The 15,100-nt window shown below is 60.2% G+C and carries 16 protein-coding genes; 4 read left to right on the top strand and 12 right to left on the bottom strand.

The annotated features are described in order from the left end of the window. Nucleotides 1-345, top strand: coding sequence for a DUF3817 domain-containing protein (locus WMP97_RS02010; RefSeq protein WP_023020867.1), 345 nt, complete (start codon nt 1-3; stop codon nt 343-345). Here the strand turns inward: WMP97_RS02010 and rdgB are convergent. The 8 genes from rdgB to clpS all read right to left on the bottom strand — a co-directional run bounded on the left by rdgB (nt 342) and on the right by clpS (nt 5,761). Then, nucleotides 342-950 (bottom strand): RdgB/HAM1 family non-canonical purine NTP pyrophosphatase, encoded by a 609-nt coding sequence (gene rdgB, locus WMP97_RS02005; protein WP_340439688.1) that lies wholly within the window; start codon nt 948-950, stop codon nt 342-344. The genes WMP97_RS02010 and rdgB overlap by 4 nt on opposite strands. After that, complete coding sequence (rph, locus tag WMP97_RS02000) at nt 944-1,672, bottom strand: ribonuclease PH (protein ID WP_340439687.1); 729 nt, start codon at nt 1,670-1,672, stop codon at nt 944-946. Before rph ends, rdgB begins: the two co-directional genes overlap by 7 nt. A gap of 15 nt (nt 1,673-1,687) precedes the next feature. Further along, nucleotides 1,688-2,449: an MBL fold metallo-hydrolase gene (locus WMP97_RS01995; RefSeq protein ID WP_023020865.1), complete on the bottom strand. Its 762-nt coding sequence runs from the start codon at nt 2,447-2,449 to the stop codon at nt 1,688-1,690. 72 nt (nt 2,450-2,521) lie between these two features. Further along, the gene (gene murI, locus WMP97_RS01990; protein WP_023020864.1) at nt 2,522-3,301 is read right to left on the bottom strand and encodes a glutamate racemase; all 780 of its coding nucleotides are present in this window, start codon (nt 3,299-3,301) and stop codon (nt 2,522-2,524) included. Next, complete coding sequence (locus tag WMP97_RS01985; RefSeq protein WP_023020863.1) at nt 3,301-3,954, bottom strand: rhomboid family intramembrane serine protease; 654 nt, start codon at nt 3,952-3,954, stop codon at nt 3,301-3,303. The genes murI and WMP97_RS01985 overlap by 1 nt, the downstream gene beginning before the upstream one ends. 13 nt (nt 3,955-3,967) lie before the next feature. Next, on the bottom strand, nt 3,968-4,894 hold the full coding sequence (locus tag WMP97_RS01980; RefSeq protein WP_340439836.1) for a P1 family peptidase: 927 nt from the start codon (nt 4,892-4,894) through the stop codon (nt 3,968-3,970). After that, nucleotides 4,894-5,430 carry a DUF2017 domain-containing protein gene (locus WMP97_RS01975; RefSeq protein ID WP_239204919.1) on the bottom strand — a complete coding sequence of 179 codons (537 nt, stop codon included), beginning with the start codon at nt 5,428-5,430 and terminating at the stop codon, nt 4,894-4,896. Before WMP97_RS01975 ends, WMP97_RS01980 begins: the two co-directional genes overlap by 1 nt. A 4-nt stretch (nt 5,431-5,434) precedes the next feature. After that, the gene (gene clpS / locus WMP97_RS01970) at nt 5,435-5,761 is read right to left on the bottom strand and encodes an ATP-dependent Clp protease adapter ClpS (protein WP_023020860.1); all 327 of its coding nucleotides are present in this window, start codon (nt 5,759-5,761) and stop codon (nt 5,435-5,437) included. A gap of 122 nt (nt 5,762-5,883) precedes the next feature. Between clpS and WMP97_RS01965 the strand changes: the two genes are divergently transcribed. Continuing rightward, nucleotides 5,884-7,212: a nicotinate phosphoribosyltransferase gene (locus tag WMP97_RS01965; RefSeq protein WP_324291865.1), complete on the top strand. Its 1,329-nt coding sequence runs from the start codon at nt 5,884-5,886 to the stop codon at nt 7,210-7,212. Nucleotides 7,213-7,230: 18 nt separating this feature from the next. After that, nucleotides 7,231-9,210 carry an ATP-dependent DNA helicase gene (locus tag WMP97_RS01960; RefSeq protein ID WP_200288694.1) on the top strand — a complete coding sequence of 660 codons (1,980 nt, stop codon included), beginning with the start codon at nt 7,231-7,233 and terminating at the stop codon, nt 9,208-9,210. Here the strand turns inward: WMP97_RS01960 and WMP97_RS01955 are convergent. The 4 genes from WMP97_RS01955 to nrdF form a co-directional block, all read right to left on the bottom strand. Next, nucleotides 9,176-9,907, bottom strand: a complete 732-nt coding sequence (locus WMP97_RS01955; protein WP_239204917.1) for an aminoacyl-tRNA hydrolase — start codon at nt 9,905-9,907, stop codon at nt 9,176-9,178. The two genes, WMP97_RS01960 and WMP97_RS01955, sit on opposite strands and share 35 nt — an antisense overlap. After that, the gene (serB, locus tag WMP97_RS01950; RefSeq protein WP_340439686.1) at nt 9,900-11,090 is read right to left on the bottom strand and encodes a phosphoserine phosphatase SerB; all 1,191 of its coding nucleotides are present in this window, start codon (nt 11,088-11,090) and stop codon (nt 9,900-9,902) included. The genes WMP97_RS01955 and serB overlap by 8 nt, the downstream gene beginning before the upstream one ends. 101 nt (nt 11,091-11,191) lie before the next feature. Beyond that, nucleotides 11,192-12,886, bottom strand: a complete 1,695-nt coding sequence (ctaD, locus tag WMP97_RS01945; RefSeq protein WP_023020855.1) for an aa3-type cytochrome oxidase subunit I — start codon at nt 12,884-12,886, stop codon at nt 11,192-11,194. Between the two features lie 342 nt (nt 12,887-13,228). Beyond that, nucleotides 13,229-14,218 carry a class 1b ribonucleoside-diphosphate reductase subunit beta gene (nrdF, locus tag WMP97_RS01940; RefSeq protein ID WP_023020854.1) on the bottom strand — a complete coding sequence of 330 codons (990 nt, stop codon included), beginning with the start codon at nt 14,216-14,218 and terminating at the stop codon, nt 13,229-13,231. Nucleotides 14,219-14,360: 142 nt separating this feature from the next. Here nrdF and WMP97_RS01935 point away from each other — a divergent pair, with 142 nt between their 5' ends. Then, the gene (locus tag WMP97_RS01935) at nt 14,361-15,056 is read left to right on the top strand and encodes a FadR/GntR family transcriptional regulator (RefSeq protein WP_023020853.1); all 696 of its coding nucleotides are present in this window, start codon (nt 14,361-14,363) and stop codon (nt 15,054-15,056) included. Nucleotides 15,057-15,100: the final 44 nt, after the last annotated feature.

Here is a 15,100-nt window from a genome sequence, read left to right as displayed (position 1 = left end):
ATGACCAATAAAGTTCACCCCGCCCGCCAAGCCCGCATCCGCGGACCCTTGAAGTTTTTCTCCATCGCGGCCACTGTGACCGGTATCTTCTTGATCATCCTGGTCATCCGCATGGTCTGCCAGTACATCATTGGCATGGATATCCCCGAGTGGGCCACCTATATCGCGATCGTGCACGGCATCGCGTACATGACCTACCTGCTGTCCATCCTCATCCTCGGCCCGCGCGCGCTGTGGCCGGTGGGCAAGCTCTTTACCACCGCCCTTGCGGGCGTGGTGCCCTTCCTGTCCTTCTGGATGGAGCACAAGCGCCGCAAGGAAATCACGGAGGAGTTCCAACTCTAAGAGTTGTGAACAAGCTCCGCGATGGCGGGGACAAGTTGACTAAGAGCGCGGCCGCGATGCGAGACCGCGTTCTTTTCTTCTGGGAACATCTCTGCAGCCGATCGGGACTCGCCTTCCGGCTGGAAGAGCGGGTCATAACCAAAGCCGTTTTCCCCGCGCGGCTCGCGCAAGAAGCGGCCTTCCCAGCGGCCCTCGGCCACGTGCTCTGCGCCTTCGGGCGTGACGAGCGCGCAGACCGAGACAAAGGCTGCGGCACGGCGCTCATCAGGGACATCGGCCATCTGCGCCAAGACTAAGTCATTATTGGCCTGGTCATTGCCGTGCTGGCCGGACCAACGGGCGGAAAGCACGCCGGGCATGCCGTTGAGCTCTTCGATAGCGAGGCCCGAATCATCCGCCACGGTGGCATAACCGGTAGCGGCCACGCCAGCACGGGCCTTGATGAGCGCATTATCGGCAAAAGTGCGGCCATCTTCTACCGGTTCTGGATAAGGTTCCACGGCGGAAAGCGGGCGCAGCTCGACGCCCTCGATGCCGGCATCAACCAGAATCCGTTCCAGCTCGCCGAGCTTCTTAGGGTTATTAGATGCGACGAGAATTACCACCCCAGCGCCGCCTTCTGTGCGGCGATGAGTTCGCGGCAGCCCTTCTGCGCTACGTCGAGCATCTCGTTGAGCTCCTCCCGGCCAAAGAGACCGTGCTCACCGGTGCCCTGGATTTCAACGAAGTCGCCGGATTCCTGCATTACTACGTTGAGGTCGACCTCGGCGCGGGAATCCTCCTCATAAGGCAGATCAAGGCAGATTTCACCATCAATAATGCCTACCGAGACCGCAGCGATGGGATCGAGCAGCGGCTCGCCGGGGACGACGCCCTCGGCCTTGAGGTGTGCGATGGCGTCAGCCAGCGCAACATAGGCGCCGGTGATAGAGGCAGTGCGGGTGCCGCCATCAGCCTGGAGGACGTCGCAATCGAGCTGAATGGTGTTCTCCCCTAGCTCCTCCAAGTCCACTGCGGCGCGCAGGGAGCGGCCGACGAGGCGAGAAATTTCATGCGTGCGGCCCTTGACCTTGCCCTTCATGGATTCGCGCGGCATGCGATCGTGGGTGGCGGAAGGCAGCATGGCGTACTCGGCGGTAAGCCAGCCTTCACCGGAATCGCGCTTGAAGCGCGGCACGCCATATTCCACGGATGCGGTGCACATGACGCGGGTATTGCCAAACTCCACCAGCACGGAGCCGGCAGGGTTGGTAGTGAAATTGCGGGTAACGCGGACGCTGCGCATCTGGTCCAGCGCGCGCCCATCGGCACGAGTAAATTCAGTCATGCCGTCCAGCGTATCTTAGAACTCCATACCCGCGGCGCCGAGGATAATCTCACCGTCGAATTCGGAGCGAGCGGCCTCCAAGGTAGCTTGGGCATCGCCCCACGGTTGGATGTGAATGAGCACGAGCTTGCCCACGCCCGCCTCGCGCGCCGCCCTGCCAGCTTCCGCGCCCGACATATGCATATCCGGTGCCATCCCCTCCGAGCTCGCGCCCCAGGCTGCCTCACAGAGGAAAATGTCGGCGCCCCGTGCGGCGTCGACAAGCGCGGGCGTATATGAAGAATCACCGGAGTAGGTGATGGTCTGGCCCGTCTTAGTATGTTCCACGCGCAAAGCATAGGCCTCTACCGGGTGGGTGACCGGGAAGGGAGTGATATATACATCGTCGACAAGCTGGCGCTCGCCCGGCTCCCATGCGCTAAAGGCGAAGGTATCGGACATGTCATCGATGCCATCGACCTCATCGGAAGACAGGCGGCCCAGGTGCGTCGGCGTAGCCTCCGGCCCGAAGCACATATTTCTTGAGGCCGCGGGCGCCGTGGGATGGAAGCGGCGCCACACCATCAGAGAGGGGAAATCCAGGCAGTGATCGGCATGCAGGTGACTAAAAGCCACGTGCGCATCGCAAGGATCCTGCTGCTGTTCCAGCTGCGCTAAGGTGCCAGGGCCCATATCGAGGACGATGGACGGCGCATTATCGAAGGACAGCAAATAGCCGGAGGCGGGGTTCTGGGCGGTGGGGACGCTACCGGAGCAGCCTAAGATGGTCAGCTTCATGGGCTCAATAGTTCCATGAAATCGCCCCGCATGCGTACTCAACGTGCAAACGGGGGAGAAATTTGCACCTACTTATGCAATCCGCGGGCCGAGAAAGCGTGTGGCAAGGCGGGCAAAGGCTTCCGGGTCACCGGTCGATTCAAAGGTGTGGACCGGCTGAGTATCTGCGGGGGCCAACATATCGGTTTCCGTGAGAATCCGCATAACGTCCTTGGTGGTTTCCTCCGAAGATGTCACCAGCGAGACATTATCTCCCATAGCTAGCTGGATGATGCCGGTCAACAGCGGATAGTGCGTACAGCCCAAGACCAGCGTGTCTACTCCTTGTGCTTGGAGCGGGGCCAAATAGCCCTCAGCGACGCCGAGGATCTGGCGGCCGGCGGTAATGCCACGCTCTACAAAAGGAACAAAATCCGGGCAGGCGGTAGCGAAAGCCTGTACCTTCGGATTGAGCGCAAAAAGGTCCTGATAGGCGCCGGATTTGATGGTGCCTTCGGTGCCGATGACGCCAATTTTTCCGTTGCGCGTGGTGGACATGGCGCGGCGCACCGCGGGACGGATAACCTCCACGATGGGGATATCGTAGCGTTCACGCGCATCATGCAAGAAGGCGGCTGTGGCGGTATTGCACGCTATGACCAACATCTTGCAGCCGCGTTCCACCAGCCGATCTGCCACGTCCTGAGAAAAGGCGCGGACTTCTGAGATGGGCCGCGGACCGTAGGGGCTATGGGCAGTATCGCCGGTATAGATGACGGATTCCTGCGGCAGCTGTTCCATCACTGCGCGTGCCACGGTGAGCCCGCCCACGCCGGAATCAAAGATGCCAATTGGAGAGGTTGCGGTAGGCATTAGCGCTTCACTGCCTTAACCGGATCGTCCGAGGTAATGGTCATGCCGGCTAGAATGCCGCCGATGGCGCCGAAAAGGTGGCCTTGCCAGCTCACTCCCTCGTAGACGGGCAGCACGCCCCACACCAAGCCGGAATAGGCAAAGCCGAGAACAATGCCCAAAATGGTCTGGATGAGCGATCGATTGAAGATACCGCGCACAATCAGATATGCCAGCCAGCCATAGACCAAACTGGACGCCCCGATGTGGGAGGTACCGGGGCCACCAATGAACCACGTGCCAAGGCCTGCGACCAGAGTGGTAATCAGGGTAACTTCCCACCAAGCCTTGCGGCCGGACAGGCCGATAAGGAAGCAGAAAATGGCGCCGGGCACCGAATTGGACATGAGGTGCTCAAAGTTTGCATGCAGCAGTGGGGCGGTAAAAATGCCCCAGATGCCGTTGAAGTCCAGCGGGCGAATGCCGTAATTAGATAGCTGGCCGCCAAAAAGGAACGCGTTAATAATGTGGACCGCCCACTCCACCACGAGGAAGCCAAAAGCTATAGAAAATCCGGTGGTGATGCGCCCGCTGCGAGTGTAGTTTTTGGAATCGCCACGATTGACCTGGCCCGCGGGCGCCGGCCGGTAGTTAAATGTTCCACCTGAAGTCATAATGCGCCTTATCTTAGTCCAGCAGATCGCGGTACACGCTCAAGCCCAAGCCAGGCTCGGCGGCGGTAACCGCGTTGACAATCGCTTCCTCCACGGCATCGGCGGCAGCGGCGCAAATCTGGGTCATTATCTGCGTGCTGAGTTCGGCCGGGCGCTGCGCGGTGGATAAGGCGAAGATGGTGTCACCATCTAACGGTGAATGCGCAGGACGCACCGCGCGGGCAATGCCATCGTGGGCAGTCATGGCCAAGCGCTGGGCTTGGGCAGTGTTAACGGGGGCGTCGGTAAGCACGGCACCGATGGTGGTATTGAGCTTGGACTCCGCTGGATGTGGCAAGGCGCGGTAGGCAGCAGCATTGACCGCGGTGCTCCCTGGCGCACCGTAGAGCCGGCCGGACTGCGGATCGATGACCTCACCCACAGGGTTGGCGACCATCGCGGCGCTAACCTCGTAATTTCCTTCCCGGCGCGTAGCTAGGCCGAAGCCACCCCGCAGCTTGCCGGCGGTAGCACCCACGCCGGCTCCCACCGTGCCCATGGTTTCATCATTGCCCGCCAGCGCGGCTCGGAGCGCGGCCGCGCCCTCTTCCGGCCCGGGTCGGGAAGGCCCGACCAAGAGGTCAAAAATGACGGCACCGGGAACGATGGGCACACGCGGACCGGGTTTTTCCTCGCCAAAGACCGGGAAGCCAATCCCCTGCTCTGCCAGCTCATTCATCACGCCGTCCGCGGCTGCCAAGCCAAAGGCGGAGCCGCCCGACAACACCACTGCGTGAACCCGCTCGACCGTATTATGTGGCTGCAAGAGATCCGTTTCCCGGGTGCCTGGTCCGCCACCGCGCACGTCGACGCTGCCGAGCGCGCCGCCCGGCCCGCAATAGAGCACCGTGACGCCGGTATCGGTGCCGCTAAAATGCCCGATGCTAATGCCGCCCAGCATTAATCCATCAGCACCTGAAGTAGCGAATCCTGGCAAAAGGCAAGCCATTCCACCAGGCTATCGCGGTCCAACATCAGGTTGTCATCAGAAACATCGCCCGCCGCAACGTAGAGGCGCAGATCGTTTAGGCCGGCAACGAAGGCGTGGGCCTCCTGCTCATTAATGCTGACCTCTACCCCACCGGTGGGGCCGAGAGCCGTGCCGATCACCTGGAGGTTTTCCAATTTGGCGCGCGCAATGTCATTTTCGTGCAGCGAACGCAGCAAAGAAGCATCGCCTTCGTATTCCTCATCGCCGGGCATTTCAAAGTCTGGAAAGAGGCGGGCCAGTGAAGGATCTTCTGGGGCTTCCGTATGCCCAGTAGGCATATCCAGCATCTCTGCTAGCTCATCCTTAGGTGCGGACTGGGCGCGCCCGATGATGGCCTCAGAGACGGTAGCGGTGAGATCTCCCAAAACCTCGCGCTCCATCGGCTCGAAGACAGCCGTAATTTTTGGCGCGCGCATAAGGGACTTCTTTTTCTTCCACGGTTGCATCTAGTTAACCTGCCTGCTGCATCGTCGCCCACAGACCAGCGATCTGGAGCTTTTTCACGTCCGCTTCAATCTTGTCGCGCTCGCCGCTGGACACGGCGGCCTTGCCCTCAGTATGGACCTGCATCATAAGTTCATTGGCCCGCTTCTTGTCGTATCCCAAAACCGTTTGGAATACATAGGACACGTAGCTCATGAGGTTGACTGGGTCATCCCACACGATGCACATCCACGGGAGGTTCTCGCTCGTGGCCACATCTACGTCGATTTCTTCGTCCAATTCGGGCGTAGCCATAGGAGAGCTCATGCGGACTACGGGAAATTGCGCCTTCATGCTTTCTAGCCTAACCACTTTTGGGGATTTATTGTGGGCCAGCCCGATCTAGCTGCGGACAATCTAGGTCCAAAGAATCTAAACCTCTGAAAAACACCTAGTCAGTGGGTATTATCACTCACGTGAATGACAAAGCTATTCCTAATGATCGCTCCACCGCTTTACTGACGGATAAATACGAGCTCACTATGCTCCAGGCCGCGCTGCGAGACGGCTCGGCAAACCGCCAGGTCACCTGCGAGGTATTCGGCCGCCGTCTGCCCAATGAGCGCCGCTACGGCGTGGTTGCCGGCACCGAGCGGGTCCTGCGGGCGGTGGAGGATTTCCGCTTTTCAGCCAATCAATTGGCAGAGATGGACTTCCTGGATGAGAAAACCAAGGAATACCTGCGTCACTACCGCTTTTCTGGGCAGATTGACGGCTACCGCGAGGGTGAACTCTATTTCCCCAACTCCCCCATCTTGACGGTGCGCGGCACCTTTGGAGAGTGCCTCATTTTGGAGACCGTTATTTTGTCCATCATGAATGCCGATTCCGCGGTGGCCTCGGCCGCCTCCCGCATGGTCACGGCTGCCGATGGCCGCCCGATTATCGAGATGGGTTCGCGCCGCACCCACGAGTATGCGGCGGTAACCGCCGCCCGCGCAGCCTACCTGGCTGGCTTCGAAGCCACCTCCAATTTGGAGGCGGGCTACCGCTACGGCATCCCTGTCTCCGGTACCGCGGCCCACTCCTGGACTTTGGCGCACACGAACCCGGATGGCACTCCGAACGAAGAGGCCGCCTTCCGCTCCCAGATCGACACCCTAGGCGTGGACACCACGCTGCTCGTAGATACCTATGACATCACCAAGGGCGTAGAAACCGCAGTGAAAGTAGGTGGCCCGCAGCTAGGTGGGGTCCGCATAGATTCCGGTGACTTGGGCGCCGTTACCCGCCGCGTGCGCAAACAGCTGGATGATTTGGGCAACCACAACACCAATATCGTGGTCTCTTCCGACCTCGACGAGTTCGCTATCGCCGGCCTGCGCGGCGATCCGGTAGACGTCTACGGCGTCGGTACGTCTGTGGCAACCGGGGCTGGCGCACCCACCGCCGGCATGGTCTACAAGGTCGTAGAAGTAGACGGCATCCCAGTGGCCAAGCGCTCTACTTCCAAGCAGTCCGTCGGCGGTGCCAAGCGCGCGCTGCGCACCTACCGTTCCTCTGGCGTGGCCGTGGAGGAAATCGTTTACCCCTTTGACGCACCAGCGCCGGATACCGGTCAGCTCGACACCCACGAGATGACCATTCCGCTCATGCGCGATGGACACATCGTTGACGACCTGCCGGATCTGCATGCCTCCCGGGAATATTTGAACCAAGCCCGCAAGACCCTGCCGTGGGAAGGCCTAGCGCTCTCCCGCGATGAAGCGGCCGTGCCTACGCGGATGGTGGGGTTTAAAAAGTAGACCGCTAGACTGTGTGGGGTGAGTGAGCACGCAGATGAGCCCCTAAACCTCGACACGGAAACGCTGCTGGACAAGGCCGTTGCTGCGTTGGGTGGCAGCCAGCGCGAAGGCCAGGTGCGCATGGCCACGGCCGTCGCGGCCGCGCTCGATAAGGAGCGCCACTTAGCAGTGCAGGCCGGTACCGGCACCGGTAAGTCGCTGGCCTACCTAGTCCCGGCTATCCGGCATGCAATGAACTCAGGGTCCACCGTCATCGTCTCCACCGCTACCCTGGCATTGCAGCGCCAGCTGGTGGAGCGCGATCTGCCCCGGCTCACGAAGGCCCTTGCCCCTGTTATGGAGCGCACTCCTACCTTCGCCATCATGAAGGGCCGCAATAACTACTTGTGCATGAATAAGATTGCGGCGACCCCGGATGATCCGGAAGCTCTTATCGACGAATCCGAAATCTCCCGCCGCGGCAAGGCCGTGCGCCGCATCCACGAGTGGGCACAGGAAACCGAAACTGGTGACCGCGATGACCTCGAGCCAGGTGTACCGGACCTGGTGTGGCGGGCGGTGTCGGTAACGTCAAACGAGTGTTTGGGGGCTTCGCGTTGCCCGCACGGGCCAGACTGTTTTGCGGAAGAGGCTCGCCGGGCGGCTGCCGACGTCGATATCGTGGTCACCAACCACGCCATGCTGGCCATCGACGCTATCTCTGAGGCAAATATTTTGCCCGAACACGACGTGGCCATTATCGATGAGGCCCACGAGCTCGACGGCCGGATCACCTCCGTGTCCACCGCGGAGATTACTACCCGCGCCATCAAGATGGCCGCCAACCGCGCGAAGTCCTTAGGCAATGCCGGCAATCTTTCGGATCTGGCCGAGGAATTCGATGACCTGATGAAAATCCAGGAGCCCGGGCGGTGGACCGACTTGGATGAAACTTCGCAGGGCCACCTGCGCGCGCTTGCCGAAGAGTTCCTGCGCGTTAAGTCTCTCGTTTCACGCGCCCCCGAAGGCGAGGCCACCGATGACCCAGAAAAGAACGCCGAGCGCCAAAACTTAAGCAACCACCTCTCCGACCTCGCGCAAGCCGTATCACGCATGCTGGAGGTCTTCGCCACCGATGACCCAGCCAAGCAGGACGACGTAGTCTGGCTCGAACGCGATCCGCGCAGCGACGCCGAAACCCTCGCCGTGGCACCCCTGTCCATCGCCCACATGCTGCGCGAGAACCTCTTTGGGGAACAAACTGTTGTGCTTACCTCGGCCACTCTCGCCCTCGGCGGCCGCTTTGATGCTATGGCCGCACAGTGGGGCATGCCGAGCGGCACCTATGACACCTTGGACGCGGGCACGCCCTTCGACCCAGCCAAATCCGGCATTTTATACACCGCCAAGCATCTGCCCGCTCCGGGCCGCGATGGGCTGTCTAAAGAATCGATCGAGGAGATCTATGAGCTCATCATGGCCGCCGGCGGGCGCACTCTCGGATTGTTTTCCTCTCGCCGGGCCGCGGAAGAAGCAGCCGCCGCGCTCAAACCCCGTATCCCGTTTGACCTCTTCGTGCAGGGCGAAGATTCCATCGGTGCGCTAGTAGAGAAATTCTCGCAGAAGGAAAACTCCTGCCTCTTCGGAACGCTTACCCTATGGCAGGGCGTGGACGTGCCAGGGCCGGCGTGCTCGCTGGTCATCATCGACCGCATTCCATTCCCTCGCCCAGACGATCCCCTCATGCAGGCGCGCGCCCAAGCAGCCGATGCCGCCGGCCGCTCCGGGTTCATGGAGGTCTCCGCCAATCACGCCGCCTTGCTGATGGCGCAGGGAGCCGGCCGTCTGCTGCGCCACGTGACCGATCGCGGCGTGGTCGCCGTGCTTGATAACCGCCTGGAGTATAAGCGCTACGGCAGCTTCCTCAAGGCCTCCATGCCGCGCTTTTGGCAGACCACTGACGCGAGCACGGTCCGGGGTGCGCTTAAGCGATTGGTCGCCGCAGGGCGCACACGGTAGCCGAGTCTGGCGCGATTTCCGTAAAGCCGGCGTCAACGATGACCACGGCGCCGTCCTGTGCGCAGGCGGTGCGAAAATCCGTCGCGGAAACCTCGCGCACCGAAAGCCGAAAGTCAGTTTCTGCCCAGTCGCGTGCTTCATCCACCGACATCGCAGCGGCCAGCATCATCGAGCCGTGGCCTACCTGTGCCGCGACTTTGCCCGCAGACATGTCGAGGCTGCGGTCGACGTAGATAACGGGGGCATCGCTAAGCGGGGCTCCGGGTTCGTCATAGGCAAGGTCGGTGTGGCCGATCTGCAGCTTGGCAATGAGAGGATCCACCTCTGCTACGGCCGAGGGCGCAAAAGCGCGGGCGCGGTCCGCTACGGTCACGCCGGGCAGGCTTTGTACATCGCGCCACGCTTTATTGCGCGCGCGGCGGGCGATCTTGCGGATGCGGTGGCCATACCACTGCCCCAGCGCCTGCGCGAAGGCGCCGTCCTCGCCCGCGCGCTCGTCGAGGCACACCGCCACCACAGCGCGCGCGGCCGCTTCTAGCACCGCCGTACGTGTCGGCGGCTCCTGCTTCGGCAGATTAAGCGCAATCTGCATAGCTTGAATCGTGGCCGGATCATCTGGGTTCTCGGGATCATCGCGCCAGGAGCGTGAATCACAGGCTTCCACCAAACGCTGATGCGCTCTGTCGAATTTATTCATCAACAACCTCCTCGGCCGGAATACCCAAAATTTGCAGGACCTCATCCAACCGCCGGTGGTTCACAGAGGTATCTGCCACTTCCTGCAGGGCTGGTTTAGCATTGAAGGCAATCCCCAGCCCAGCAGCAGAAATCATATCGATGTCATTGGCGCCATCGCCCACGGCCACCGTCTGCTGCATACTCACCCCGGAATCCGCAGCGAACTCCCGGAGGAATTCCTCCTTCGCTTTGCGGTCAACCACCGTGCCGGTCACCCGGCCGGTGAGCTTCCCATCTGCGATCTCCAAGGTATTGGCGCGCACATAGTCCAATTCCATCTCCGCAGCTAGGCCCTCTAATACTTGGATGAATCCGCCGGAGACCACCGCAGTGCGGTAGCCAATGCGATTCAACGTGGCGATGGTTTCCCGGGCGCCCGGAGTCAATTGAATATCGCGGGCCACCTCATCGATAATGGCGGCATCCAGCCCTTCCAGCACGGCGACGCGCTCACGCAGGGAAGCCTCAAAGTCCAGCTCCCCGCGCATGGCCCGGGCTGTTACTGCGGCAACCTCGTTCTCCTTTCCCGCATGGGCGGCCAGCATCTCGATGACCTCGCCTTGAATGAGGGTGCTATCGCAGTCGAAGCACACCAAACGCTTGGAACGCCGACCCAGGCCCGCGGGTTCAATGGCGATATCGATGCCGATCTGCTGCGCCAGCTCCGCTAATGCCTGGCGCACAGGTGCGGCGGAACCATCGAGAGATAGGAAAAGCTCCAGCCCGGTCAACGGAGAGGTTGAAAGCCCGCGGATGCGATCGATATTGGCATCGAAGTTGGCCAGTACGCGGGCAACTTCCTCCATGTGATGGGCGGTAACCTGCGTGCCCATGAGGACCACCACATAGCTCGAGCGGGCTCGAGCGGTGGATTTTTCCTCCCGCAGGTCTACAGATACCTGCTGACCGTAAATGCTCAAGGTATTGCGCAGCCCCTGTGCAATTTGCTCGGCGCGCGCCCCGGGAATGAGGGTATGGGCAGCGAGGGTAATGCGGCCGGAAAAGATGGCTTGTTCGACGTCGACAAGCGTGGCGTTATGGGCCGCCAGAACGCGGAAAAAGGCCGCCGAGACCCCAGGCTTATCCGGCCCGCTGGTGGTGATGACTGCATTGGTATCAGCTTGAGTACTCACGCCGCCCATTATCGCACGTGGGGTACAGAAGATACGCCAAAGCCGCCTCCCATTACCCATTAAGGGCTGGGAGGCGGCTTTAGTCAGGAGTTTGTGCGAGTTACTTCGCTTTAGTGGCTACCCACGTGTGCTTCCTCGCGCATGCGCTGAACCATATGCGGGTAGTGCAGCTCGAAGGCCGGACGCTCGGAGCGGATACGCGGCAGGGACACGAAGTTGTGGCGCGGCGGTGGGCAGGAGGTTGCCCACTCGAGGGAGTTGCCGTAGCCCCATGGGTCATCCACGGTGACAATCTCGCCGTAGCGCCAGGACTTGAATACGTTCCAAATCAGCGGGATGACGGAGGCGCCGAGGACGAAGGAGAAGATGGTGGAAATCTGGTTGAAGACCGTGAAGCCATCAGACTCCAAGTAGTCAGCGTAACGACGCGGCATACCCATGTTGCCTACCCAGTGCTGAACCAAGAAGGTGCCGTGGAAGCCGATGAAGGTCAGCCAGAAGTGAATCTTACCCAAACGCTCATCCAGCATACGGCCGGTCATCTTCGGGAACCAGAAGTACAGACCCGCGAAGGCGGAGAACACAACGGTACCGAACAGGGTGTAGTGGAAGTGAGCAATCAAGAAGTAGGACTCAGCCAAGTGGAAGTCCAATGCCGGGGATGCCAGCATAACGCCGGTCATGCCGCCGAAGAGGAAGGTTGCCATGAAGCCCATAGCGAAGATCATCGGGGTATCCCAGGTGATGTGGCCCTTCCACATGGTGCCGACCCAGTTGAAGAACTTAACGCCGGTAGGCACCGCAATAAGGAACGTCATGAAGGAGAAGAACGGCAACAGGATAGCGCCGGTAACGAACATGTGGTGAGCCCACACAGCCATGGACAGGGCGCCGATGGCCAGCAGTGCGAAGACCAGGCCGATGTAGCCGAAGACCGGCTTGCGGGAGAAGACCGGAACAACCTCAGAAACAACGCCGAAGAATGGCAGTGCAAGGACATAAACCTCAGGGTGGCCGAAGAACCAGAACAGGTGCTGCCACAGGATGCCGCCACCGTTAGCGGAATCGTAGATGTGGCCGCCCAGCTTGCGGTCATACAGGACGCCCAGTGCTGCAGCGGTCAGCAGCGGGAAGATCATCAGCACGATGGCGGATGCGGTGAATACGGCCCAGCTGAATACCGGCAGGCGGAACATGGTCATGCCCGGTGCGCGCAAGGTCAGGATGGTCGTGATCATGTTGATAGCGGAGGCAATGGTACCGACACCGGTAGCGCCCACGCCGACGATCCACATATCGGCGCCAATGCCAGGGGTGTGGACACCATCAGCCAGCGGCATGTACATGGTCCAGCCGAAGTCAGCTGCACCACCTGGGGTGACGAAGCCCAGCAGCATCACGGTGCCGCCCAGCAGGGTAACCCAGAAGCCGAAGGCGTTCAGACGCGGGAAGGCCACGTCCGGCGCGCCAATTTGCAGCGGCAGGATGTAGTTACCAAAGCCCCACACAACTGGGGTTGCAAACAGCAACAGCATCACGGTGCCGTGCATGGTGAACAGCTGGTTGAACTGCTCATTAGACAAGAACTGGAGACCCGGGGTGAACAGCTCCGCGCGGATCAACAGTGCCATAAAGCCACCGAGGAAGAAGAAGCTGAAGGACATGATCAAGTACATGATGCCCAGCTGCTTGTGGTCGGTGGTGGTTAGAAATACCCAAGCCTTTGAACCGGTCTTCGCATTACCGGTTGGCTCTGGACGTGTAGGGGCGACATAATCGTCGACCCGTGGCGCCACAGCGGTCATAAAATCCTCCTGATTAACAAAGTGCCTGTGGGCAGGGCCCACCTACACCTAGGTTTACTCGCATTATATTAGGCCATTTTCCCCTGTTCTTTCCAGCTTCCCCCAATAATGAGCCGCACGACCACGCCTCGACACTAACCACATCTTTCACATAGGCCCTGCACGTGGCGCGGCCGCCAATTCTGGCACGGATTTTCGGCCCCCAATTACCGTGCTATATGTCACAGACGCGCTTAATTGTGCACCCCCAAAACGCGAAAACACACCCCCGCTCGTTATCAACCTTTCGATTGATTTAGAGCAGAAGGTGTGCCGCTAGACCACGCTGATCAGCGGGAATGCTTAGAAGTCCCAGTCGTCATCCGTGGTGTCCTCAGCCTTACCAATGACATAGGAAGAACCGGATCCAGAGAAGAAATCATGGTTCTCATCGGCGTTCGGGGAAAGCGAGGACAAAATGGCCGGCGAAACGCGGGTCTCATCGGCCGGGAAGAGCCCCTCGAAGCCCAAGTTATTCAGCGCCTTATTGGCGTTATAGCGCAGGAAGCGCTTAACGTCCTCAGTCCAGCCCAAGTCATCGTAGAGATCCTCGGTGTAGTCGATCTCATTGTCATACAGGTCGTAGACCAAGTCGAAGGTGTATTCCTTCAGCTCCGCCTGGCGCTCCTCATCCAGCTGCTTATAGGCCTGCTGGAACTTGTAGCCAATGTAGTAGCCGTGCACGGCTTCATCGCGGATAATCAGGCGAATGATATCGGCGGTATTGGTGAGCTTCGCGCGGGAAGAGAAGTACATCGGTAGATAGAAGCCGGAGTAGAACAAGAAGGACTCCAGCAAAGTGGAGGCCACCTTCTTCTTCAGCGGATCCTCGCCCTTGTAATAGGACAAGATGATCTTGGCCTTCTTCTGCAGGTTCTCGTTTTCTTCGGACCAGCGGAAGGCATCGTTGATCATGGGGGTGGACGCCAAGGTCATAAAGATATTGGAATAGGACTTGGCGTGCACGGACTCCATAAACGCAATGTTGGTGTAGACCGCCTCTTCGTGCAGGGTCTGGGAATCCGGGAGGAGGGAAATCGCACCGACGGTGCCCTGGATGGTATCCAGCAGCGTCAGGCCGGTGAAAACCCGCATGGTGGTTTCCTTTTCCTTCTCCGTCAGCGTCTTCCAGCTGGGAAGGTCATTGGAGACTGGGACCTTTTCTGGCAGCCAGAAATTACCGGTGAGGCGCTCCCATACCTCGAGGTCCTTTTCATCCGGGATGCTATTCCAGTTAATGGCCTTAACTGGCTTTTCATGACTAGAAACGTAGTCATCGTACTCGTGCGACACGCGGCGTCACTCCAATACTAAAAACGGACAAATTCAGGTCTCCAGCATACCCAATTCGCCCGCCCTCTAAGCCATTGTGCTGGATACCACTTACCTATACTGATTCCAGTTACTTCGGAGCATGCAAAGAAAGGATTTCCGCATGAGTGCCACCCCTCCCCTGCTGGGTTCCGTGGTGGATAGGCTCGGCGCCGAGATCGTAAGCGGAGACATCGCCGAGGGCGAGCGGTTCCGTCTGGGGGACGTCGAAAAGCGCTTTGGCATCTCCCGCACAGTGGCCCGTGAAGCCATGCGCACGCTCGAACACCTCGGCATGGTCCGCTCTGGGCGTCGCGTGGGAATCACGGTGCTGCCGATGGATAGTTGGGCGGTATATGACCCGGCGATCATTGGCTGGCGGTTAAATGATGACAAAACCCGCGGGCAGCAAGTGGCACGCCTCAACGAGTTGCGGCTGGGAATTGAACCGGTGGCGGCCCGACTCGCAGCCGGCAATGCCAGCGTCCGGCAGCGGGCGGAGCTCCTTCGCCTCGCCGCGCGTTTAGCCGAGCTAGAATCCACTCCTTCCCCGCGCGTGGGCGAGGAACTGGAAACCGATCTGCGTTTCCACACTTTAATTTTGCGGGCTTCCGGCAATGAGATGCTGGCCGCGCTCGCCCCTTCGCTAGTAGCCATGCTCAAGGGCAAGTCCGTCTTTGGTTCCCGCAAGCGCGATCCGATAGGCGGGACCACACAACTGCACATGGAGCTGGCCCGCGCCATTGATGCTGGGCTTGCCGACGCCGCCGAAAGCACCTCCCGCACCATCCTCGACCGCACCAGGGCAGAAAACGGTTAAACGCCTCGATGCACGTCCTTCCCCACGACGTGCATCGAGGCGTT

Origin of the sequence: Corynebacterium sp. KPL4072, from assembly GCF_037908395.1 — a bacterium.
Lineage (GTDB): Bacteria > Actinomycetota > Actinomycetes > Mycobacteriales > Mycobacteriaceae > Corynebacterium > Corynebacterium kefirresidentii.
The sequence above is the reverse complement of the archived record's forward strand: the minus strand, read 5'-3'. Positions and strand labels throughout refer to the sequence as shown.